The organism is uncultured Tateyamaria sp. (assembly GCF_947503415.1).
GTDB lineage: Bacteria > Pseudomonadota > Alphaproteobacteria > Rhodobacterales > Rhodobacteraceae > Tateyamaria.
The window spans coordinates 367,449-389,616 of record NZ_CANNDS010000002.1; the positions used below are offsets into that span (position 1 = coordinate 367,449).

General features: G+C 61.7%; 18 protein-coding genes. 15 read left to right on the plus strand and 3 right to left on the minus strand.

The genetic code is table 11. The features are described from left to right. Nucleotides 1–130 precede the first annotated feature (130 nt). The 5 genes from gcvT to purL all read left to right on the plus strand — a co-directional run bounded on the left by gcvT (nt 131) and on the right by purL (nt 7,781). On the plus strand, nt 131–1,255 hold the full coding sequence (gene gcvT, locus Q1A32_RS12950; protein ID WP_299653802.1) for a glycine cleavage system aminomethyltransferase GcvT: 1,125 nt from the start codon (nt 131–133) through the stop codon (nt 1,253–1,255). Between the two features lie 28 nt (nt 1,256–1,283). Beyond that, nucleotides 1,284–1,643, plus strand: coding sequence for a glycine cleavage system protein GcvH (gcvH, locus tag Q1A32_RS12955; protein ID WP_299653805.1), 360 nt, complete (start codon nt 1,284–1,286; stop codon nt 1,641–1,643). Between the two features lie 11 nt (nt 1,644–1,654). Beyond that, a complete protein-coding gene (gene gcvP / locus Q1A32_RS12960) occupies nt 1,655–4,492 on the plus strand; it encodes an aminomethyl-transferring glycine dehydrogenase (protein WP_299653808.1) in 2,838 nt (945 codons plus the stop codon). An 81-nt stretch (nt 4,493–4,573) separates the two neighbouring features. Beyond that, on the plus strand, nt 4,574–5,389 hold the full coding sequence (locus tag Q1A32_RS12965) for a prolyl oligopeptidase family serine peptidase (RefSeq protein ID WP_299653811.1): 816 nt from the start codon (nt 4,574–4,576) through the stop codon (nt 5,387–5,389). A 232-nt stretch (nt 5,390–5,621) separates the two neighbouring features. Then, nucleotides 5,622–7,781 (plus strand): phosphoribosylformylglycinamidine synthase subunit PurL, encoded by a 2,160-nt coding sequence (purL, locus tag Q1A32_RS12970; protein WP_299653814.1) that lies wholly within the window; start codon nt 5,622–5,624, stop codon nt 7,779–7,781. A gap of 47 nt (nt 7,782–7,828) precedes the next feature. Here purL and Q1A32_RS12975 read toward each other — a convergent pair whose 3' ends face one another. The 3 genes from Q1A32_RS12975 to Q1A32_RS12985 are packed head-to-tail and all read right to left on the minus strand — an operon-like array spanning nt 7,829 to nt 10,533. Beyond that, nucleotides 7,829–9,082, minus strand: coding sequence for a VWA domain-containing protein (locus tag Q1A32_RS12975; protein WP_299653816.1), 1,254 nt, complete (start codon nt 9,080–9,082; stop codon nt 7,829–7,831). After that, nucleotides 9,075–9,620, minus strand: a complete 546-nt coding sequence (locus Q1A32_RS12980; protein ID WP_299653819.1) for a hypothetical protein — start codon at nt 9,618–9,620, stop codon at nt 9,075–9,077. The genes Q1A32_RS12975 and Q1A32_RS12980 overlap by 8 nt, the downstream gene beginning before the upstream one ends. A 4-nt stretch (nt 9,621–9,624) precedes the next feature. After that, nucleotides 9,625–10,533 (minus strand): MoxR family ATPase, encoded by a 909-nt coding sequence (locus tag Q1A32_RS12985; protein WP_299653822.1) that lies wholly within the window; start codon nt 10,531–10,533, stop codon nt 9,625–9,627. Between the two features lie 195 nt (nt 10,534–10,728). Here Q1A32_RS12985 and Q1A32_RS12990 point away from each other — a divergent pair, with 195 nt between their 5' ends. From Q1A32_RS12990 to Q1A32_RS13035, 10 genes are all read left to right on the plus strand, one after another. Further along, complete coding sequence (locus Q1A32_RS12990) at nt 10,729–11,757, plus strand: glycosyltransferase family 2 protein (protein WP_299653825.1); 1,029 nt, start codon at nt 10,729–10,731, stop codon at nt 11,755–11,757. Next, nucleotides 11,754–12,380 carry a hypothetical protein gene (locus tag Q1A32_RS12995; RefSeq protein WP_299612230.1) on the plus strand — a complete coding sequence of 209 codons (627 nt, stop codon included), beginning with the start codon at nt 11,754–11,756 and terminating at the stop codon, nt 12,378–12,380. Before Q1A32_RS12990 ends, Q1A32_RS12995 begins: the two co-directional genes overlap by 4 nt. Continuing rightward, entirely contained in the window at nt 12,380–14,746 is a 2,367-nt protein-coding gene (locus Q1A32_RS13000; protein WP_299653829.1) for a glycosyltransferase family 2 protein, read from the plus strand. The genes Q1A32_RS12995 and Q1A32_RS13000 overlap by 1 nt, the downstream gene beginning before the upstream one ends. Nucleotide 14,747: 1 nt before the next feature. Then, nucleotides 14,748–15,449: an FkbM family methyltransferase gene (locus tag Q1A32_RS13005; protein ID WP_299653832.1), complete on the plus strand. Its 702-nt coding sequence runs from the start codon at nt 14,748–14,750 to the stop codon at nt 15,447–15,449. Continuing rightward, on the plus strand, nt 15,446–16,492 hold the full coding sequence (locus tag Q1A32_RS13010) for a glycosyltransferase family 2 protein (protein ID WP_299653835.1): 1,047 nt from the start codon (nt 15,446–15,448) through the stop codon (nt 16,490–16,492). The genes Q1A32_RS13005 and Q1A32_RS13010 overlap by 4 nt, the downstream gene beginning before the upstream one ends. Before the next feature lie 89 nt (nt 16,493–16,581). Beyond that, entirely contained in the window at nt 16,582–17,544 is a 963-nt protein-coding gene (locus Q1A32_RS13015; protein ID WP_299653838.1) for a phosphoadenosine phosphosulfate reductase, read from the plus strand. Nucleotides 17,545–17,577: 33 nt separating this feature from the next. Further along, complete coding sequence (pyrC, locus tag Q1A32_RS13020; protein ID WP_299653841.1) at nt 17,578–18,609, plus strand: dihydroorotase; 1,032 nt, start codon at nt 17,578–17,580, stop codon at nt 18,607–18,609. An 81-nt stretch (nt 18,610–18,690) separates the two neighbouring features. Beyond that, nucleotides 18,691–19,365 (plus strand): orotate phosphoribosyltransferase, encoded by a 675-nt coding sequence (locus tag Q1A32_RS13025; RefSeq protein ID WP_299653844.1) that lies wholly within the window; start codon nt 18,691–18,693, stop codon nt 19,363–19,365. 312 nt (nt 19,366–19,677) lie between these two features. After that, nucleotides 19,678–21,180, plus strand: a complete 1,503-nt coding sequence (locus tag Q1A32_RS13030; protein WP_299653847.1) for a replicative DNA helicase — start codon at nt 19,678–19,680, stop codon at nt 21,178–21,180. A 141-nt stretch (nt 21,181–21,321) separates the two neighbouring features. Next, nucleotides 21,322–22,116 (plus strand): DUF1194 domain-containing protein, encoded by a 795-nt coding sequence (locus tag Q1A32_RS13035; protein WP_299653850.1) that lies wholly within the window; start codon nt 21,322–21,324, stop codon nt 22,114–22,116. The last annotated feature ends 52 nt before the right edge of the window (nt 22,117–22,168 follow it).

Here is a 22,168-nt window from a genome sequence, read left to right on the forward strand (position 1 = left end):
CCGCCGAAGGGATAATGATCTCAGGCACTCAGGACAGAGGAGGCACCGACGCGCAGGCACAGCCCTGCGCCTGACATGGTGCCGCTTGATTGCTCACAATCTCGTCGGCTTGCAAAAAAGGCGATGGGATATGTCCGACCTCAAACAGACCCCACTTCACGCACTGCATGTGGCGCTCGGGGCCAAGATGGTGCCTTTCGCCGGATATGACATGCCGGTGCAATTTCCGCTCGGCGTGATGAAGGAACACCTCCATACGCGGACGAAGGCGGGCCTGTTCGATGTCAGCCACATGGGTCAGGTCATTGTCCGGGGGGCGACCTATGAGGCCGCTGCTATGGGTCTCGAAACGCTGATTCCGGTCGACGTGCTGGGCCTTGGTGAAAACCGCCAGCGCTATGGGTTCTTTACTAACGAAGATGGCGGGATTGAAGATGACCTGATGCTCGCCAATCGCGGCAATCACGTGTTTGTCGTGGTCAATGCCGCCTGCAAGGACGCCGACATCGCCCACATGAAATCGGCGCTAGCACCGGACGTAGTCGTCACCGAGATCACCGACCGCGCACTGCTCGCGCTCCAAGGCCCCGCTGCCGAAACGGTGCTGGCCACACTCGATCTGCGGGCCGCCGACATGCGTTTCATGGATGTGGCCACGCTGGATCTGAACGGGGTCGACGCGTGGGTATCACGCTCGGGCTACACAGGCGAAGACGGGTACGAAATCTCGGTTCCCATGGACAGCGCCGAACCCCTCGCGCGCGCACTGCTCGATCATCCTGACGTTGAGCCCATCGGCCTCGGCGCCCGCGACTCGCTGCGGCTTGAAGCCGGGCTCTGCCTTTACGGCCACGACATCGACGACACAACCACGCCGGTCGAAGCGGGCCTGACCTGGGCCATCCAGAAGGTGCGCCGCGTCGGCGATGACCGGGCGGGAGGCTTTCCCGGCGCCGACCAGATCCTGCACCAGATCGAAGACGGCGTAACCCGCAAACGCGTGGGGCTGCTGCCCGAAGGGCGCGCGCCCATGCGCGAGGGTGTTCCGCTGTTCGACGCTGAAGACAGCGAAGAGCCGATAGGCACCATCACCTCCGGCAGCTTTGGTCCCACCGTCGGCGGCCCGGTGGCGATGGGCTATGTCCCCACCGAATACGCAAAAACCGGCACCACGCTCTACGGCGAATTGCGCGGCAAACGTATGCCAGTGACGGTCGCCAAACTGCCCTTCACCCCCGCCAACTTCAAAAGATAACCCCAAACGAAACCAACGAGGGAAACCGATGAAATACACCGAAGAACACGAATGGCTCCGTGCCGAAGGCGACGCCTATGTGGTGGGCATCACCGAACACGCGACCACGCAACTGGGCGATCTGGTCTTTGTCGAACTGCCCGAGGTCGGCACAACCGTCGCCAAGGATGACGAGATCGTCGTGATCGAAAGCGTCAAGGCGGCCTCCGACATCATGGCCCCGGTGGACGGAGAGATCACCGAGGTGAACGAGGCACTGGCAGCCGACCCAAGCCTCGCCAACAGCGACCCGCTGGGCGACGGCTGGTTCTTCAAGATCAAGCCGTCCGATGCGTCCCAGCTTGACGGGCTGATGGACGAAGCCGCCTACACAGCGCTGATCGGCTGAAGGAACGCACCATGGCTTTCAAACCCACCGACTACCTGCCCTATGACTTCGCGAACCGTCGCCATATCGGGCCATCCCCCGCCGAAATGGACGAGATGCTGAACGTGGTGGGGGCGAAAGACCTTTATGCGCTGATCGACGACACGATCCCCGCCAACATCCGGCAAAAGGACCCGCTGGACTTCGGCAAGGCCAAGTCCGAACGGGAACTGCTGCACCACATGCGGGTCACAGCCTCAAAGAACAAGGTGCTGACCTCGCTGATCGGCCAAGGCTATCACGGCACGGTCACACCCCCCGCGATCCTGCGCAATATCCTCGAAAACCCGGCGTGGTACACCGCCTACACCCCCTACCAGCCCGAAATCAGCCAGGGTCGGCTCGAAGCGCTCCTGAATTTCCAGACCATGGTGTCGGACCTGACGGGGCTTGAGATTGCCAACGCCTCGCTCCTGGACGAATCCACCGCCTGTGCCGAAGCGATGACCATGGCCCAGCGCGTTGCCAAATCCAAAGCCACCGGCTTCTTCGTCGACGAAAACTGCCACCCCCAGAACATCGCCGTGATGCAGACGCGGGCCGCACCGCTCGGCATCGACATCATGGTGGGCAACCCCGACGATCTGGACCCGGGCGCAGTGTTCGGCGCAATCTTCCAATACCCCGGAACATACGGTCACGTCCGGGACTTCACCGACCCGATTGCGAAACTGCACGAGGCCAAGGCCATCGGCATCATCGCAGCCGACCCGCTCTCGCTCACATTGCTCAAGGAACCCGGCGCCATGGGCGCGGACATCGCGGTGGGCAACACCCAGCGCTTCGGCGTGCCCATGGGCTACGGCGGTCCCCACGCCGCCTACATGGCGACCAAGGCGGCCTATGCCCGCAACATGCCGGGCCGTATTGTTGGCGTGTCCATCGACAGCCACGGCAACCGCGCCTACCGGCTGTCCCTGCAAACCCGCGAACAACACATCCGCCGGGAAAAGGCGACGTCAAATGTCTGCACGGCGCAGGCCCTGCTCGCCGTCATGGCGGGCTTTTACAGTGTCTTCCACGGCCCAGAGGGCCTCAAGGCCATCGCCCAACGCATCCACCGCAAAACCGCGCGGCTGGCAGAGGGGCTGAAACAGGCGGGCTTCGACGTGCGCCCCGCCACCTTCTTCGACACCATCACGGTCGAACTGGGCCCGCTGCAAGCCGCAGTGATCAAGTCCGCGGTAGACGAGGGCGTCAACCTGCGCGCCGTCGGCAAAACCAAGGTCGGCATCACGCTGGACGAAGCCACCCGCCCCGAAATCATCGAAAAGGTCTGGCGCGCCTTCGGCATCGACCGGCAGGACAGGGATTACACCCCGCATTACAACATGCCGGACAAGCTGATCCGCACCTCCGATTTCATGACGCACCCGATCTTCCACATGAACCGGGCGGAAACGGAAATGATGCGCTACATGCGCCGTCTGGCCGACCGCGATCTGGCGCTGGACCGGGCGATGATCCCGCTCGGCTCCTGCACGATGAAGCTGAACTCGGCCGCCGAAATGATGCCGGTCAGCTGGCGCGAGTTCTCCCTCCTGCACCCCTACTGCCCCAAGGATCAGGCGGCGGGCTATATCGAAATGATCGACGATCTGTCCGCCAAGCTCTGCGATATCACCGGCTACGACGCGATCTCGATGCAGCCCAACTCGGGCGCGCAGGGCGAATATGCGGGGCTTCTCAGCATCGCCAGCTATCACCGCGCCCAGGGCCAGGGCCACCGCAACATCTGCCTTATTCCGATGAGCGCACATGGCACCAACCCCGCCTCCGCCCAGATGGTCGGTTGGAAAGTCGTGCCGGTGAAATCCGCAGACAACGGCGATATCGACGTGGACGACTTCAAAGCCAAGGTCGAAGAACACCGCGACAACCTCGCGGGCTGCATGATCACCTACCCCTCCACCCACGGCGTGTTCGAAGAAACGGTGATCGAGGTCTGCAAGATCACCCATGACGCGGGCGGTCAGGTCTATATCGACGGGGCCAACATGAACGCCATGGTCGGCCTCAGCCGCCCCGGCGATCTGGGCGGGGATGTCAGCCACCTCAACCTGCACAAGACGTTCTGCATCCCCCACGGCGGCGGCGGCCCCGGCATGGGGCCCATCGGGGTCAAAGCCCACCTCACACCGCACCTGCCCGGCGATCCCAACGGCGGAGAGGGCGCGGTCAGCGCCGCGGCCTTCGGCTCGCCCTCGCTGCTGCCGATCTCATGGGCCTATTGCCTGATGATGGGCGGCGACGGGCTGACGCAGGCCACGCGTGTGGCGATCCTGAACGCCAACTACATCGCCAAACGGCTCGAAGGGGCGTTCGACGTGCTCTACAAAGGGCCAACAGGCCGCGTGGCCCATGAATGCATCATCGACACACGGCCCTTCGCCGACAGCGCCCACATCACGGTGGACGACATTGCCAAGCGTCTGGCCGATTGCGGCTTTCACGCGCCCACCATGTCATGGCCCGTCGCAGGAACGCTGATGATCGAACCCACGGAATCGGAAAACAAGGCCGAGTTGGACCGTTTCTGCGACGCCATGCTGGGCATCCGCGACGAGATCAAAGCGATCGAAGACGGCACACTGGACCCGGAAAACAACCCGCTGAAAAACGCCCCCCACACGATGGAGGATCTGGTCCGCGACTGGGACCGCCCCTACAGCCGCGAAAGCGCCTGTTTCCCGGCGGGCTCCTTCCGCGTCGACAAATACTGGCCCCCGGTCAACCGCGTCGACAACGTGTGGGGCGACCGGAACCTGTCCTGCACCTGCCCCCCGATGGAGGATTATGGCAAACCTTAAAAGCGCCACAAGCCAATGGCTGCTTTCACGGCAATGGCAACGCGGGTCAAGGCGTGGCCGTGTCGAAAGGGTTCAATGCTCATGCGTCGTCTTGTTCTGTGCATCGCGCTTGTCTGCCTCGGGTATCTTGGCCTCACGTGGTGGAGCGATCTTGCGCGCCCGGACACCGGCTTTCGCATGGCCGCGCTGGAGGTCCCGAAACGCGCAGGTCAATTCGCCGAAACAGACCGCGCTGATCTCTTTGTGCCCTACATCGGGAACCCGACCTATTCGGTGCCCGCCGACACCATCGACACCGCGATCCCCCATGATCTGGGCAGATATCGGTGGCACAGCTATCAGCCCGAAACCGGTGCCGGACCCTTTCCCGTCGTCCTCCTGTTCCATGGTGCAGGCCGCGATGGTCTTTCGATGATCGACATGTGGCGGGACGTGGCAGACCGGAAAGGCGTGATGCTCATAGCGCTTGATGGTCGTGATCAGAACTGGCCCCCAGATCGCGTGGAACCCACAGTTCTACATGACATCATCGCACAAGAAGATGTCGCCGCGCACATCGACCCAAGCCGTGTCTACCTCTTCGGCCATTCGAACGGTGCAGCCTACGTCCAAGCCCTGATCAACCAGACCGAAGGGCCATGGCGGGCCGCAGCAATGCACGCGGGCTTTGCTGACCCCGCATCGGCGATCATTCCCGAAACACCGAAACCAATCCGCTACTATCTCGGCTCCCGTGACCACATCTTCCAAACGGACGCGGCACGGTACGTCGCCAATGATCTTGCAACGAAGGGGCACGATGTCGATTTGCACATCATCCCCGATCACACCCATTGGTTTTATGATGCAGGGCCAGCGATCGCGGCGGACGCGTGGACGTGGCTCGAAAGCCAATAAGCAGCCCGCGCCACTGCGCATGGTCCCGCACCCGATCACGCGTCAGCTTGCCGAAACGTGGTTAAAATCTGCGAAACGGACCGCCCGTAGGGCCAAGCCCTTGATCCGTCTGACCGATCACAAAGCGATGAATATGGGCTAAACGCGCCGAACAGGCTGTCCCCGCGGGGACAAACCCTTTCCCCCCGCCCGTCCCTGCTCTAAAGAGCGTGCCAAAGCCGGGGGACGACACATGAACGAGCCGAAAATCACCGATGATCTGATCGCCAGTCACGGGCTCAGCCCGGACGAATACGACCGCATCCTCCAGATCATCGGGCGCGAGCCGACCTTCACCGAGCTTGGCATCTTTTCGGCCATGTGGAACGAACACTGCTCCTACAAATCCTCCAAGATCCATCTGAAAAAGCTGCCCACCACCGGACCGCAAGTGATCTGCGGCCCCGGCGAAAACGCAGGCGTCGTCGACATCGGCGATGGCCAAGCCGTGGTCTTCAAGATGGAAAGCCACAACCACCCCAGCTACATCGAACCCTACCAAGGGGCCGCCACCGGCATGGGCGGCATCCTGCGCGACGTCTTCACCATGGGCGCGCGCCCCATCGCGTCCATGAATGCCCTGTCCTTCGGAGAACCCGACCACCCCAAAACCCGCCAGCTTGTCCACGGTGTGGTCGAAGGTATCGGCGGTTACGGCAACGCGTTCGGCGTACCCTGCGCGGGCGGCGAGGTGCGCTTTGATCCGGCCTACAATGGCAACTGCCTCGTGAACGCCTTCGCCGCCGGTCTCGCCGACGCCGACAAGATCTTCTACTCCGCCGCCTCCGGCCTCGGTATGCCCGTTGTCTACCTCGGTGCCAAGACCGGACGGGACGGCGTGGGCGGGGCCACCATGGCCTCCGCAGAATTCGACGACACAATCGAAGAAAAGCGCCCCACCGTGCAGGTCGGTGACCCCTTCACCGAAAAGCGCCTGATGGAAGCGACGCTTGAGTTGATGCAGACCGGTGCTGTCATCTCCATCCAGGACATGGGGGCCGCTGGCCTCACCTGCTCTGCGGTGGAAATGGGCGACAAGGGTGGGCTTGGCGTCAAGCTGAACCTGAACGCCGTGCCCGTGCGCGAAGAGAACATGACCGCCTACGAAATGATGTTGTCGGAATCTCAGGAACGCATGCTCATGGTCCTGAACCCCGAACTGGAAGCCGAGGCCAAGGCCGTCTTTGACAAATGGGATCTCGACTTCGCCATCGTTGGCGAAACCATCGCAGAAGATCGCTTCGTGATCGAACATGACGGCACGGTCAAAGCTGACCTGCCCCTGTCCAAACTCGCCTCCGAAGCCCCTGAATATGACCGCCCATGGGAGCCCACCCCCGCCGCCGAAGAGCTTGCGGACGTGCCCAGCATCGACCCCATCGACGGGCTAAAGGCGCTGCTGGCCAGTCCCAACTACACGTCCAAACAATGGGTGTTCGAGCAATACGACACCATGGTCATGGCCGACAGCGCCCGCACGCCGGGCGCAGGCGCAGGCATCATGCGCGTGCACGGCACCGACAAGTCGCTGGCCTTTACCTCTGATGTCACCCCGCGCTACGTCAAAGCCAACCCGGTCGAAGGCGGCAAGCAGGCGGTGGCCGAAGCCTACCGCAACCTCACGGCTGTCGGGGCCAAACCCCTTGCAACCACGGACAACCTCAACTTCGGCAATCCCGAAAAGCCCGAGATCATGGGCCAGTTCGTGGGCGCGCTCGACGGCATCGGGCAGGCCTGCGCCGCACTCGACATGCCCATCGTGTCGGGCAACGTGTCGCTTTATAATGAGACCGACGGCGCGGGCATTCTGCCCACGCCCACCATCGGTGCTGTCGGCCTGATCGATCACCCGGACAACATCATCGGCGGCGATGTGCGCGAGGGACATGTGGCGTTGCTGGTGGGCACCTGCGGCGGCCATCTGGGACAGTCCGCGATCCTGGCCGAAGTGTTCGGGCGTACCGACGGGGACGCGCCGCATGTCGATCTGGACGCGGAAAAACGCAACGGCGATTTCATTCGTGAAAACAGGCACTTGATCAACGCCTGTACCGACCTGAGCGACGGCGGGCTGGCGCTTGCGGCTTTTGAACTTGCAGAGGCAGCAGACGTCGGCGTCTGGATCGACGCCAGCGAGATGGGCAGCTTCTTTGGTGAGGATCAGGCGCGCTATCTGGTGGCCTGCTCCTTTGACAAGGCAGAGGCGCTGATGATCGCGGCGGGTCGTGCCGGCGTGCCGATTGTGTCGGTGGGCAAGTTCTCGGGCGACACGGTGTGGATGGGCAACAGTTCCGCGCCCTTGACGGAGTTGTCAGAGATCTATCGCAACAGTTTCGCCGACACCTTTGCGTGACCCCGCGGGGACGATGAGATTTTTCGTACGAAAAATCTTGGCCCGCGTCAGGCGTGGATCATCCGAAGCAGCCGGTCGCGGTCGCCCACGTCGTCGCGGAGGGAAATGACGCGCGCGAGTTGCTCGATCGAGGCGATGGAATGACCGGCGCGGAAGCTGTCCACATGGGGCAGCATGGCCGCGATACCGCGGGCACGGGGGGCGAAATCCTCCCATCTTAACAATGGGTTGATCCAGATCAGGCGGCTTGCGGAGAGATGCAGGCGCTCCATCTGCTTTTCCAGCGCATCCGGGTCGTCCCGGTCAAGCCCGTCGGTGATCAGCAGGACCACCGCCCCCTGCCCCAACACCCGCCGGGACCAGTCGCGGTTGAACGTCTCGAGGCAGGCGCCGATCCGCGTGCCGCCTTCCCAATCCTGCGCTTCGGCCCCTGCCGCTTTCAAGGCCGCATCCACGTCCCGTTGGTCCAGATGCCGGGTGATGTTGGTCAGCCGTGTGCCAAAGGTAAACGCGTGCACTTTGGCCCATCCCGCCCCCTTGGCATTCGCCACCGCATGGAGGAAGTGCAGCACGACGCGGGAATATTGGCTCATGGAGCCCGAGATATCGCACAGCGCCACCAGGTTCGGATAGCGCACCCGGGGGGTTTTCCAGTGCAGATCGCGCAGCTCGCCGCCCTGACGCATCGCCGCGCGCAAGGTCCGTGCCGGGTCGACGCGGCCCAGACCTGCCATGCGGGTGCGTCGGGTCGGCACGGGATCGACGGGCAGTGCCATGCGGGCCAGCATCGCTTTGGCCTGGGCCATCTCTGCCGTGCTCATCTGTTCGAAATCGAGGGTTTTCAACTTTTCCTCGGCGCTCATGGTCAGTGAGGCGTCAATCTCGATCTCGGTCCCGTCCTCCTCCATCTCCGGCAGGTCGATGTCGTCGCCTGCGCCATCTAGCAGTGCCTCAGCCGCACGTTTCTCGGCGGCTTGTGCGCCGCGATCTTCCTGCACCCCGCGCACGGCTGGCAGCATTGCGGCCATCATGTGTTCCAGATACCGCGGGTCGCGCCAGTAGAGGCGAAAGATCTGGGCAAAGACCACACGGTGCTCGGGCTTCGAGACAAAACAGGCATGAAGCGTCCAGTAGAAGTCGCGTTTTTCGGTGAAGCCCGCCTTGGTCACGGCCGTGACCGCATCCATCACCCGCCCGGTCCCGATGGGCAGGCCAGCGCGGCGCAAAGCGCGGGCGAAATGGGTGATGTTGCCTGCAAGCTTTGGGTTTTCAGGCAATTCAAGGGGGGCGTATTCAGGCATTCGGCTGCTCCACATACGCGCAGATTCTATCCGCCGCATCTTGAGCGGACATATTGGTCACGTCCAGCATCCGGGTACTGTCCTGAACAAAGAGCTTGTCCTTGCCCCGAAGCGTTTTCAGCACGTTGGCATCGGTCAGTTTGTCGCTTCCCAAGCGGGATGGATCAGTCAGGCGGCGTTGGTTTTCGGCGACCGACAAGTTCAGGACAAACAGATGCAAGGGGGCGTTTCGGTCCCGCGCAAGGTCCAATGTGGGCTGGAACAGGGGAATGGCCGCCGGTTCGTCGGCAAGCGCATCTGTCAGGACAATCGGTACATCCGAGGGCAAGCGACGTGCATGGGCCAGGATGAGGGTTCGCACCTCTTCGCGCATAGCGATGCTTTCCGGCGTGTCGCGCGCATAGATCGCCCGTGCAGCATCAAGCATGATGTGGTTGTGGATCAATCGCCCGCCCATTTGATCCGCCACGATCCGCCCAACCGTCTTCTTTCCCGCCCCGGGCCAGCCGCCGATATGGATGACAGGTGCGACGGTCATCAAATCATGCAGGCTCGAGCGATGCTTTCGCCTCGTCCAGCAAACGCTTGGCTTCCGACCCCTGCAGCTTCTGAATGTCATCCTGGTATTTCAGGATGGCGCCGAGCGTGTCGGCGATGACCTCGGGGCTGAGTGTGATCACATCAAGCGCCAGCAGGCATTTCGCCCAATCGATGGTTTCGGCCACGCCCGGCTTCTTGAACAGGTCTTCGGTTCTGAGCCGTTGGACGAAGGCCACCACTTCGCGGCTGAGTTCGGCGGCCGCTTCGGGCGCGCGGGCCTGCAGGATTTCCATTTCGCGGTCGAAATTCGGATAGTCGACCCAATGATAGAGGCAGCGGCGTTTCAGAGCGTCATGCACTTCGCGGGTGCGGTTTGACGTCAGGATCACAATGGGCGGCTCGGGGGCCTTGATCGTGCCCAACTCGGGGATCGTGACCTGAAAATCCGACAGCGCTTCGAGCAGGAACGCCTCAAAAGGTTCGTCCGTGCGGTCCAATTCGTCGATCAGCAGCACGGGTGCGCCGTTTTCATCCGGGCGCATGGCGTCCAGCAAAGGCCGTTCGATCAGGTATTCGTCGGAAAAGAGTTCCGTCTGCAGCGCCTTGCGGTCGGCACCGCCCGCCGCTTCCGCCGTGCGGATCGCCACCATCTGCGCCGGGAAGTTCCATTCGTAGACCGCAGACGACGCATCGAGCCCCTCGTAGCATTGCAGACGGATCAGGCGGCGGCCCAATGCGGCAGCCAGTGCCTTGGCGATCTCGGTCTTGCCCACGCCCGCCTCCCCTTCCAGAAACAGGGGCCGGCCCAGCGACAGGCTCAGGAACACCACCGTGCCAAGCGCGCGGTCGCAGACATAGCCCTGTTCGCTCAGCATGGACTGGACGGCGTCGATCGAGGTGGGCGTTTGCATGGGCATGTCCTTCTTTGGGTCCAACCTGCATCGTCTGGGCCTGTCGTCAAGGCCTCCTTAAGTCGTGCGCGTTGACGTGATTCGTGTGAAATGGCATGATGTTAACCAGTTGAAAAAGAGGTTTGCGGCATAAGGCACGCGAACCCGGGACGTAAGGCGGCGGGCAATGGCTCCAACAGATAGGGCGGGCGTGGGATGCGCGTAACAGCGGTGACGTGCGTGAAGAACGAAGGGCCGTTCCTGTTGGAGTGGATCGCCTTCAACCGCCTGATCGGTGTGACCGATCACCTGTTCTATTCCAATGATTGCACCGATGGGACTGATACCCTGCTGGACGCGCTGGCGACACGTGGTCTGTGCCAGCATCTGCCCAACCCGGCGGAGGGGCGCAATTACCAGATGGAGGCGCTGAAAGACGCGCGCCGTCAGGACATCGTGACGGAGGCGGATTGGGTCTGGGTCGCGGATGTGGACGAGTTTCTGAACATTCATGTGGGCGATCACACGATCCCTGCCCTGATCGAGGCTTGCGGAGATCCGCAAGCGATTTCGGTGACCTTTCAGTTCTTTGCCAATGACGGGGTGGACGGGTTTGTCGATGAACCGGTGATTGGGCAATTCCATCGCTCGCACAATCCCGATCTCTGGTGTGGCGAGGCCGCGATTGAGGTCAAGTCTTTGGTTCGCCATGACTTTCCCTTGCAATACTTCGGCGCGCACCGGCCCTTTCAGAAAGGCAAGGCGCGGCCCGACTGGACCGACGGGTCGGGTCGCAAGGTGCAGCACAAGTTTCTGGTGGCGGCCAATCCGCGCCGTATTCGCCGCTTTCCCGCCCATGGGGCGCGGGAATTTGCGACGCTCAACCACTATGCGCTGCGCAGCCTCGACAGCTATCTCGTCAAGAATGACAGGGGCGATGTGAACCGCGAAAACCGCGCGTTTGACGACACCTATTGGCGCGAACGCAATGACCCCGCGTGGGAAGACAAGAGCATCGGGCGCTACCTGCCGGATTTGAAAAAGGCGCTGGCGGAGCTGAAGAAAGACAAAGAGATCAAGGCCCTGCATGAGAATTGCGTTGCGCTGCACATCGCTAAGCGCGATGAATTGCTGGCCCAGCCCGAGTACCAGGCGATGCAGGCACACTTGCGCGCAGCATCCACCCTGCCCCCGCAGGAAGAGGCGATGCTGATCGAATTGGGCATTTTGGAGCCTGCCGCATGACCTTGAAAGTGGTGAACCTCGGCCTGCCCAAGACCGGCACCACAACGCTGGCGCGTGCGTTGCGCCGGGCGGGGCTGCATGTGGCCGATCATCGGATCAGACCGCGCCAGACCAAGAACACGCGGATGCACAACGAATTTGTCGCCGACTTGCTTTACCGTGGATATTTCGAGACGGGTGATCCCGGTTTCTACTTCGATGATTTCAACGCCATTTCCGAGATGAGCGTGCTGCGCCAAGGACGGTCACTGTGGCCGCAGATGGATTTCGGACTGATCATGGCGATCCGCAAGCACAATCCGGGTGTGAAGTTTCTGGCGTCCAACCGCGACCCGTTCCACATGTCGCAAAGCATGCTGGCGTGGTCCGATCTGGGCACATCGCGCTTGCCCGCCAACAATATCCCCGGACTGCCCGAAGGGTTCGGAGAGACCAGCATCGAACGGATGCAATGGATCGAGGCGCATTATGCCCATCTGCGCGCCATCTTTCGCGATGATGACGACTTTCTGGAATATGACGTGGCCGACCCCGCGGCCAAGGACCTGATCAGCGGGTTTCTTGAAATGCCGGTGAACTGGTGGGGCAAGACCAATGTGAACAAGTTGAACGAGGTTGCGTGATGCAAATCCACCTGCATATCGGGCTGGAACAGGTGGGAGCGGACCGTCTGCAAAACGTGCTGGCGGCCAAGCGGGATCAATTGATGACCAAGGGCATGCTCTATTCCCGCGCCTTGGGCAACAAGAACCACACGCGGCTTTACATGGCGGTGACCGAGGCCGCGCATATCGACCCGTTGCGCTACAATCGCGGCTATATCACCGGCGACAAGCAGAAGGTGCTGCATGACACTGTGGCCTCTGATCTGGCCAAGGAAGTGGCGCAGTTTTCGCCCGATCACCTGATCCTGTCGGCCTCTCAGCTGGGCGTCAGCCTTGTGTCGCGGTCGGAACTGGAGCGTTTGAAGGCGCTGCTGACACCCCTGTCCACCGACATCCGCGTTGTGGCCCATATTGACGAACCTGCCCGCCTGCTGGCGCGGCACTATGCGGAACAGATCATGGAAGGGCGCGGCACGTCGCTGGCCCGGGAACTGGGCATGGCAGGCAGCAAGATGTGGTGGGCCGATGCGCTGGCCGCGGCCCCAAGGATCAACCCGCAGGCGGGTGTTTTCATCGAAAACCAAGCCCCGCCTTGCTGGCTGGACTATGCGGCCCTCGAACGACACTGGAACAGCGTGTTCGGAAGCGGCGCGCTGACTTTCCGCGCCTATGATGCGGATGCGTTCGCCTCTGAGACGGTCACAGACGAAATCCGCGCCGCGTTCCAGATCAAACCGACCATTGGCAAGGCCACAAAGGCGGACGTGCCCGAAGACCCGTCTGCCGCATGGCTTGCGCGCGGGCGCCAGCTTAACGAGCTGATCCTCAAGGTGCTGGCTGGCGAAAAGCGCATCCTGCCCCGCCAGCTCTGGCGGTCATTGGTCACTGAAATCAAGGTAGATGGCGATCCGATCGATCCCGCTTCCCTCTCGGCCATTTCAAAGACCTTCGCCGATCAGAACAAGGTCATCGCCAAGGCGCACACCCTGCCCGCCACGTTGTTCAAAGCCCCACGGGCCAAGAAAGACTGGGAAGAAGCGGACCCGACCCGCGGTTTTCGTGCTTCGCAATACCTGTTGGGCTTCATGTGGCGCATCGACAAGGCCACGCATGACGAACGCAAGACCAAAGCCGCCGATCTGGCCCGCCTGAACGGCACCGCAGCCCCAGTGCCGGCAGCCGCCGCCGCGCATGATGGGCTGACCGACACGGCCCGCCAATTGATGCCACCGCTCGCCGTGCAGAACTTTGAAAAGCTGCGCACCTCGTCGTTTGCGCCCCACAACAAGCTGGGCGCCGTGAACGAGGAAGAATTGGCCGCCGCCTATACGCCCATCGGGCATCGCGACCTGCCCAAACAATCAACCGGCAACGTCATCGTCGGCTGCATGAAAAACGAGGCCCCCTATATCGTCGAATGGGTCGCGTACCACCGCGCCATGGGCGTCGACAATTTCCTGATCTACACCAACGGGTGTGAGGACGGGACAACCGAAATTCTGGACCGCCTGCAAGAAATGGGCGTGATCCAGCACCGCAACAACGACAACTGGAAGGGCAATTCGCCCCAGCAATACGCGCTGAATCAGTCGCTCAAGGAACCGCTGATCAAGAACGCCGACTGGATCATCCATATCGACGTGGACGAGTTCATGAACGTGCGCACGGGCAACGGCACTTTGCAGGACTTCTTTGATGCCGTGCCTGACGCCACCAATGTCGCGATGACGTGGCGGCTGTTTGGTCATAACGGCGTGACGGACCTGAAGGATGACTTTGTCATCGATCAGTTTGACCGCTGCGCCCCGAAATTCTGTCCCAAACCGCACACGGTCTGGGGCTTCAAGACCATGTTCAAGAATATCGGCGCATACGAAAAGATCAGCTGCCACCGACCAAACAAGCTGGACCCGAAATTCGCCAAGAAAGTGCGTTGGGTGAATGGGTCCGGCAAGGACATGACCAAGGAAGTCGCCGAAAACGGCTGGCGAAGTTCCAAAAAATCAATTGGTTACGACTTGCTGCAACTCAATCACTATGCCTTGCGCAGCGCCGAGTCATTTCTGATCAAGCGGCAGAGGGGCCGCGCACTGCATGTGGATCGCTCTATTGGCATCAACTACTGGATCCGTATGGATTGGTCCGATTTCCGCGACATCACCATCAAACGCAATCTGCCCCGGCTGCGCACAGAATATGACGCTCTGATGCAGGATGCCGAGCTGCGCAAATGGCACGACTACGGTCTGACTTGGCATCGGACCAAGGCGGATGAGTTGCACGCCAACCCGGAGTTTCAGGACCTGTACGATCAGGCCCTCAAGGTCAAACTGACCGAGACAGAGCGGGTGGCCTATGCCCTCGCCCTCGACATGGAGAGTTGAGATGGACGGGACACAGATCGATCAGGACATGATCACCACGCCGCGCGGGCTGCTTTTCCCACGCGACATGGACGTGCTGAAGCCGCGCATCGCGGGCAATCTGCGGCGCGGTCTGTACGAAAACAAGGAAGGCGACGCGGTTCTGCGCATCGTCCAACCGGACGACATCGTACTTGAGCTGGGCGGCGGGCTGGGCTTCATCTCGACCCTGATTGCCAAAAGAAGCGAAGCGGCGCACGTCCATGTGTATGAGGCGAACGGCGCGCTGGCCGATTACATCAAACGGGTGCACGCCGCCAACGGGATCGAAAACGCCACCGTGCACCACGCCATGCTGGGAAAACGCAAGGCCACCAAGGATTTTCACGTGCGCGGCAATATCCTCGCCTCCTCTACCGACGAGACGAACGGAGATGGCATCATTCGCACCGAACTCGTCGATGTCGTCAATGCGGGCCAACAGACCAAGGCGATCAAGCCCACTGTCCTGGTTTGCGACATCGAAGGGGGCGAGGCAGAGCTTTTGCCCGAGATGGACCTCAGCACTTTGCGCGCCGCGGTGATTGAATTGCACCCGCAATGGATCGGCCCCGAGGGTGTGAACGCGGTCTTTGGTGCGATGATGGGCGCGGGCCTTGCCTACTACCCCAAACTGTCGACCCAGAAGGTCGTGACCTTCCGCAGGGCCTGGCCACTTCGGTGACACATCTTGCCCTCCTGACGGTTCGAAACGAAGCGGCGTTCCTGCTCGAATGGCTGGCCCATCACCGGGCGGTTGGCTTTGATGATGTCCTTGTGTTTTCCAATGATTGCACTGACGGCACAGATACGATGCTGGACCGGCTGGCCGATCTTGGCTGGCTGACACATGCGCGCAATGATGGCCCCTACGACAAGGGGGGTATCCAGTTCACCGCGCTCAAGGCCGCGGCAAAGATGGATCAGGTCAAGCGGGCCGATTGGATTCTCCCGCTCGACATCGATGAGTTTGTGAACATCCACACCGGCGACGGCACACTCGCGGCGCTGCATGCCGCCCTGCCCGACGCGACGGCCATCGCCCTCACGTGGCGGCTCTTTGGGAACAACGGTCAGGTGCGCTATCTGGACCAGCCCGTGACAGATATGTTTCCGATGGCCGCGCCTGAGGTGCTGCACTGGCCGTGGCGCGCGTCGATGTTCAAGACGCTTTACGCCAATGACGGCACCTATCGAAAACCGGGCGTGCACCGACCCCGCGACGCGAACGAGGCCAAGCTGGACACCGCGCGCTGGTTCGACAGCCATGGCCGCGCGCTGGATGATCAGTTCAAGACCAAGCGCATCTTTTCGGGCTATGGGCGGCCGAATTTCGGACTGGCACAGCTGAACCACTACCCTTTGGGCGCCATGGAAAGCTATGTGCTCAAAGCCGATCGCGGGCGCGCGGTGCATTCCGACGACATGTTGGGTCTGGACTACTGGGTGGAGCGGAACTTTTGCACGGACGAAGATCGCACAATCAGCCGCTACACCGCGCAGCGCGATGCGATCCTGTCAGAACTCAAGGCGGACGACACCCTTGCCGACCTGCACGAAAAGGCCGTCGAATGGCGCAAGGCCCGCTTCGAAACGCTCATGCAGCAAGAGCCGTTTCGCGCCTTGTTTGGTCGCCTTCTGATGACCCCGCCCACGCGGCCCGTGCCCCCAAAAGCCGCGCAATTCATGATCCAGTACGCCAACATGGCCCGCCGTTCGGCGCATTAGTCGCTCAAATTTTCCGCATTTCTGCCCCAATGTGAGGGTACCTCTGACGTCAACCCGCGGGCTTAAATGCGGGATGTGAGGATTGAGCAATGCAGGACGACATGACTCCGTTTGAGCCGGATATGGCTGAATTGCCCAAGGGCGAATGGCTGAACCGTTTGGCGCAAACCGCTGAAGAACATGGATTTTTCAAGGCCCTTGGCCGCAAGCATTTCGCCGCGCATATCCGCCGTGGCGACACATTGGTGGTGACCTTCGAATCGGTGCAGGGCATGCGCGCCCTGTCCGAGCGGGCCGAGCCATTGGGCTGGTCGATGGTGCGTGACAATGACTGGTCGCACCTTTGCATCGCCTCCGATGGCGACACGTGGTTCCGCGACCGCCATATCATCGGCCTTTTTGACAACATGATCGACGATGGCTTTTTCGACGAGTTCGAGACCGTGCTGTTCTACGGCGCAGGCCCCTGCGGTTACGCCGCTGCCGCCTATTCTGTCGCGGCCCCCGGGTCCCGCGTTCTGGTGATCCAGCCGCAGGCCACGCTTGATCCGCGCGTCACGGAATGGGACGACCGCTTTGTCGAGATGCGGCGCACCGATTTCACCTCGCGCTATGGCTACGCGCCTGACATGCTCGATGCCTGCGAACAGGCCTACGTGCTGTATGACCCGGTCGAAACGCTGGATGCCATGCACGCCGCCCTCTTCCACCGTGCTGGCGTCACCCAATACCGCCTGCGCAACATGGGCGATACGATCCAGAGCGATCTGATGGCCATGAACGTGCTGCCCGACCTGATGGAAATGGCCGCCGAGGGCACACTTGACGATCTTCAATTCGCCAAGATCTACCGCGCGCGGCGCAACTATCCTGGCTATTTGCGACGTTTGCTGGCCGCACTTGACCGCAATGAGCGTACGGAACTGAGCTATATGATGGCCCGCAATGTGACGTCGCGCATCAAGCGCGCACCGCGCTTTCAACGCCGCCTTGCGGAACTGGAAGGGCTGCGGGGTGTCGAAAATGACGATCCCACCGCCGCCGAGGGCTAGAAACCCAATCCCCGCCCATGCTAACGGCGGGCCATGACTACACTCACCATTGCCCGCCCCGACGATTGGCACCTGCACCTGCGCGACGGCGCCATGATGCGGGCCGTGCTGCCCTGGACCGCGCGAGACTTTGCCCGCGCCATCATCATGCCCAACCTTGTGCCTCCGGTGGTCACTGGCGCACAGGCCGCCGCCTATCGCGACCGCATCCTGTCGGCCCTGCCCGACGGCATGGCGTTCGAGCCGCTGATGACCCTGTACCTGACCGAAGACACGGATGCAGACGATGTGGCCGCCGCCCATGAGAGCGGTCTCGTCAAGGCGGTCAAGCTCTACCCCGCAGGTGCCACCACAAACTCCGCCTCGGGCGTGACCAATTTCGACACCGTCCGCCCGGTGCTGGACCGGATGGCCGACATTGGCCTGCCGCTGTGCGTGCACGGCGAGGTGACGGACCACGACATCGACATTTTCGACCGCGAGGCGGTGTTCATCGACCGCATCCTTGACCCGATCCGCCGCACCACCCCCGGCCTGCGCGTGGTCATGGAACATATCACCACGTCTGACGCCGTGGACTATGCCAGCGCTCAGGACGACACGCTTGGTGCCACGATCACGACCCACCACCTGGTGATCAACCGCAACCACATCCTCGCCGGGGGCATCAAGCCGCACTACTACTGCCTGCCGGTTGCCAAGCGCGAAGAGCACAGGCTCGCGTTGCGCAAGGCGGCGACTTCCGGTGAAAAACGCTTCTTTCTCGGTACGGACAGCGCGCCGCATACGGATGCCAACAAACTCCTGCCCTGCGGCTGCGCAGGCTGCTTCACCGCGCCCAACACGCTGCCGATCTTGGCCCAGGTGTTCGAAGAAGACGGCGCACTGGACAAGCTCGAAGGCTTCACTTCGAAAAACGGTCCCGCCTTCTACGGCCTGCCCGTCAACGCCGATACGCTCACCCTCACCAAGTCCGCACCCGATCTGCCGAGCCACGTGGACACGGACGACGGCCCCGTCACCGTCTTCGATCCGGGCTTCGATCTGCACTGGCGCGTGACCTGATCCCGCTTCATCTTGCCAAAAAAACTCCCGCCGGAGGCTCCTGCCCGCGCAACCGGCCCCCCTATCCGAAAGCAAAGCACCATGATCCCCACCAGCTACCCCGACGCCTCCGAAATGGCACGCCTCACGGCCCGCATGCTGCTGGAAATCAAGGCGGTGCACTTCAACGCGGCCGAGCCATTCACGCTGTCTTCGGGTCTGCCCAGCCCGACCTATATCGACTGCCGCAAACTGATCTCTTTCCCGCGCATCCGCACCACGCTGATGGACTTCCTGACAGTCACTGTCATGCGCAACGCCGGGTTCGAAGCGTTCGACAACATCGCAGGCGGTGAAACTGCAGGTATGCCGTTCGGCGCGCTGGTGGCTGAACGCATGGCCCTGCCGATGACCTATGTTCGGAAAAAGCCCAAAGGCTACGGCAAAAACGCCCGCATCGAGGGCGTGATGACCGAAGGTCAGCGCGTGCTGCTGGTCGAGGATCTGACCACCGATGGCGGATCCAAGCTTAGCTTCGTGGATGCGATCCGCGAAACCGGTGCCACCTGCGCCCACACCGCCGTCATCTTCTACTACGACATCTTCCCCGAGACCGAAAAGACACTTGGCGATCACGGCGTCACGCTGCACCACCTCTGCACATGGTGGGACGTTCTGGCCGAAGCCAAAGCCTCTGGCGCGTTTGATGCCACGACGCTGAGCGGGGTCGAAGCGTTCCTCAACGACCCGCGCGGATGGCAGGCGGCACGCAGCTGAGCCATGTTTACCACTCCGGCACCGTATGGTGTCGGCGCCCGCTTACATATCTGGATGAAATTGGGGATCAATCCGATTTTTCTGTGGATATCCTCATGTGGACGTCATGTGCATAAGACGATTCGAGCGGCTGCCCGTGTCTTGATCTCGTGACATGCGCGCGGCGATCCACTATATATTGTAAAACGCGTCGCCCGAACTTTGGATATGCACAGGCTTATCCACCACTATTTCCAGATGGCCCTCGCGACGGCGCTGTGACACTCCCCGACGCCAAGGGGACACAATAAACAACGAGCAGAGAGTGGGGCGATGAACGAGATTGCAGCAATCAATCCGACCGGGGTGGCGGTTCAGGATGCCGACACCATGCCCCACTCGATCGAGGCTGAGCAACAGCTTCTGGGCGCGATTCTGACCAACAACGACATCTATGACCGCGTCGCTGCGATCATCAATCCGACCCATTTCTACGACCCGGTCCACGCCCGCATCTTCGAAATTTCCGCGGCTCGGATTGCCAAGAACAACTTGGCCAGCCCGGTGACGCTCAAGGCGTTCATGGAAGACGACGAAGGGCTGAAAGAACTGGGCGGTCCTGCCTATCTTGCCCGCCTCGCCGGGGCTGCGATCAGCGCCTTTGCCGTGCGCGATTATGCGCAGATGATCTATGATCTGGCCGTGCGCCGGGACCTGATCCAACTGGGCCGCGATATCAGTGCCAAGGCGGCCAAAGTCGATGTGGCATCCGAGCCCAAGGAACAGATTGTCGAGGCCGAACAGGCCCTCTACAAGCTTGCAGAACAGGGCACGTCCGAGGGTGGTTTTCAAAGCTTTCTCAAGGCTGTAACGGACGCCGTTAACGTGGCCAACGCGGCCTATCAGCGCGAAGGCGGGCTTGCGGGCATCTCCACCGGTCTCATCGACATGGACAAGAAGCTGGGCGGCCTGCACCCGTCGGACCTTTTGATTCTCGCCGGGCGTCCGTCGATGGGCAAAACCTCGCTTGCGACCAATATCGCGTTCAACATCGCCAAAGCCTACAAGAAGGGGCTGAAGCCTGACGGGACCGAGGGGTCGATCGAAGGTGGCGTTGTGGGGTTCTATTCGCTCGAAATGAGTGCCGAACAGCTCGCGGCCCGTATCCTGTCAGAGGCGGCCGAGGTGCCGTCGGAGAACATTCGCCGCGGCGACATGACCGAACCCGAGTTCCGCCGCTTTGTGGATGCGGCCAAGCAGCTTGAAGCCTGCCCGCTTTATATCGACGATACGGCTGCCATCCCGATTGCCCAGTTGTCCGCACGCGCGCGCCGGCTGAAACGTACGCATGGGCTGGACGTCTTGATCGTGGACTACCTGCAACTGGTGCGCGGTGTATCCGACAACCGGGTGCAGGAGATTGGCGAGATTTCCATGGGCCTGAAGGCCATCGCCAAGGAACTGAACATTCCCGTCATTGCGCTGTCGCAGTTGTCCCGCCAGGTGGAGAACCGCGAAGACAAGCGCCCGCAACTCAGCGACTTGCGGGAATCGGGATCCATCGAACAGGACGCGGACGTCGTCATGTTTGTGTTCCGCGAAGAATACTACAAAGAGCGTGAAAAGCCCGGCGATCACGATCTGGAAGCCATGGCCAAGTGGCAGGAAGAGATGGAGCGCCTGCATGCGCGCGCCGAGGTGATTATCGGCAAGCAGCGTCACGGCCCCATCGGCACCGTTGATCTGAGTTTTGAGGGGCGCTTTACCCGGTTCGGAAATCTCGTCCAGCCTTGGCAACAGGGTGCAGAGGGCGGCGGCGGCGACGTCGGGTTCTGATCCAAAGGACGCTTGCGCGACATCATGGTTTAGGGGGCTCTGCCCCCGCCTGCGGCTCCCCCGTGGTATTTTCGGTCAGAAGAAGGAACATTGCCTGGCTTGTGATTGGACAGGTCGGGTTTTGTTCTTCACGCTGGGGTTATGCGGTTTCTCTGCGTCCTTTTTCTCGTTTTTGCCGGATCGCTTCGGGCGCAAGACCACGTTGAGGTCGATGTCGAGCTGTTCCTCGCCGTCGATGTCAGCCGGTCCATGCAGCCCTATGAGTTGGAGATCCAGCGCCGGGGATATGCGGCGGCCCTCGTGTCCCCCGAGGTACAGGAGGCCATCGCCGGCGGCTTTCTGGGCCGGATCGCCATTACCTATGTCGAATGGGCCGGGGCCTATGACCAGCGTGTGATCGTGCCTTGGACCATGCTTGCCTCACCTGACGACTCGGCAGCCGTGGCGGGCCAAATCACTGCCCACTACGCGGATGCCCTGCGCCGCACCTCCATTTCCGGCGCGCTGATGCATGCCGCCGACAGCATCGACACCAACGGTTTTGACGGATTGCGCCGGGTCATTGATGTCTCTGGCGACGGTCCCAACAATATGGGCCGCCCCGTGACACTCGCCCGGGACGCGGCACTGGCGCGCGGCATCACCATCAATGGCCTTCCCCTGATGACGCAGGATGTCGGGATCATGGCGCGCTGGAACATCCCCGATCTTGACGTCTACTACACCGCCTGCGTGATCGGCGGCACCGGCGCCTTCGTGCTGCCCGTCACTGACTGGTCCGAGTTCGAAGACGCCGTGCGCCGCAAACTGGTGCTGGAAATCGCAGGTCGGCCCACACGGCTTTGGCGCGCCCAAGCGCAGGCGTCGGCACCGTATAATTGCCTGATCGGCGAAGAGATTTGGGAGCGCAACCGCGACATCTTTGCCCTGCCCTGAGGCGCGCGCACTTTTTCCCCTTCACCAATCCGCGTGGTCCTGCCAAACAGAC

Coding starts and splice junctions, on each gene's coding strand:
- Q1A32_RS13005 (WP_299653832.1), top strand. CDS start 14,748: ATGGACGGGACACAGATCGATCAGGACATGATCACCACGCCGCGCGGG.
- Q1A32_RS12990 (WP_299653825.1), top strand. CDS start 10,729: ATGCGCGTAACAGCGGTGACGTGCGTGAAGAACGAAGGGCCGTTCCTG.
- Q1A32_RS12980 (WP_299653819.1), bottom strand. CDS start 9,620: ATGACCGTCGCACCTGTCATCCATATCGGCGGCTGGCCCGGGGCGGGA.
- Q1A32_RS12965 (WP_299653811.1), top strand. CDS start 4,574: ATGCGTCGTCTTGTTCTGTGCATCGCGCTTGTCTGCCTCGGGTATCTT.
- Q1A32_RS13000 (WP_299653829.1), top strand. CDS start 12,380: ATGCAAATCCACCTGCATATCGGGCTGGAACAGGTGGGAGCGGACCGT.
- purL (WP_299653814.1), top strand. CDS start 5,622: ATGAACGAGCCGAAAATCACCGATGATCTGATCGCCAGTCACGGGCTC.
- gcvP (WP_299653808.1), top strand. CDS start 1,655: ATGGCTTTCAAACCCACCGACTACCTGCCCTATGACTTCGCGAACCGT.
- Q1A32_RS13035 (WP_299653850.1), top strand. CDS start 21,322: ATGCGGTTTCTCTGCGTCCTTTTTCTCGTTTTTGCCGGATCGCTTCGG.
- Q1A32_RS13015 (WP_299653838.1), top strand. CDS start 16,582: ATGCAGGACGACATGACTCCGTTTGAGCCGGATATGGCTGAATTGCCC.
- Q1A32_RS12995 (WP_299612230.1), top strand. CDS start 11,754: ATGACCTTGAAAGTGGTGAACCTCGGCCTGCCCAAGACCGGCACCACA.
- Q1A32_RS12975 (WP_299653816.1), bottom strand. CDS start 9,082: ATGCCTGAATACGCCCCCCTTGAATTGCCTGAAAACCCAAAGCTTGCA.
- Q1A32_RS13025 (WP_299653844.1), top strand. CDS start 18,691: ATGATCCCCACCAGCTACCCCGACGCCTCCGAAATGGCACGCCTCACG.
- Q1A32_RS13030 (WP_299653847.1), top strand. CDS start 19,678: ATGAACGAGATTGCAGCAATCAATCCGACCGGGGTGGCGGTTCAGGAT.
- gcvH (WP_299653805.1), top strand. CDS start 1,284: ATGAAATACACCGAAGAACACGAATGGCTCCGTGCCGAAGGCGACGCC.
- pyrC (WP_299653841.1), top strand. CDS start 17,578: ATGACTACACTCACCATTGCCCGCCCCGACGATTGGCACCTGCACCTG.
- gcvT (WP_299653802.1), top strand. CDS start 131: ATGTCCGACCTCAAACAGACCCCACTTCACGCACTGCATGTGGCGCTC.
- Q1A32_RS12985 (WP_299653822.1), bottom strand. CDS start 10,533: ATGCAAACGCCCACCTCGATCGACGCCGTCCAGTCCATGCTGAGCGAA.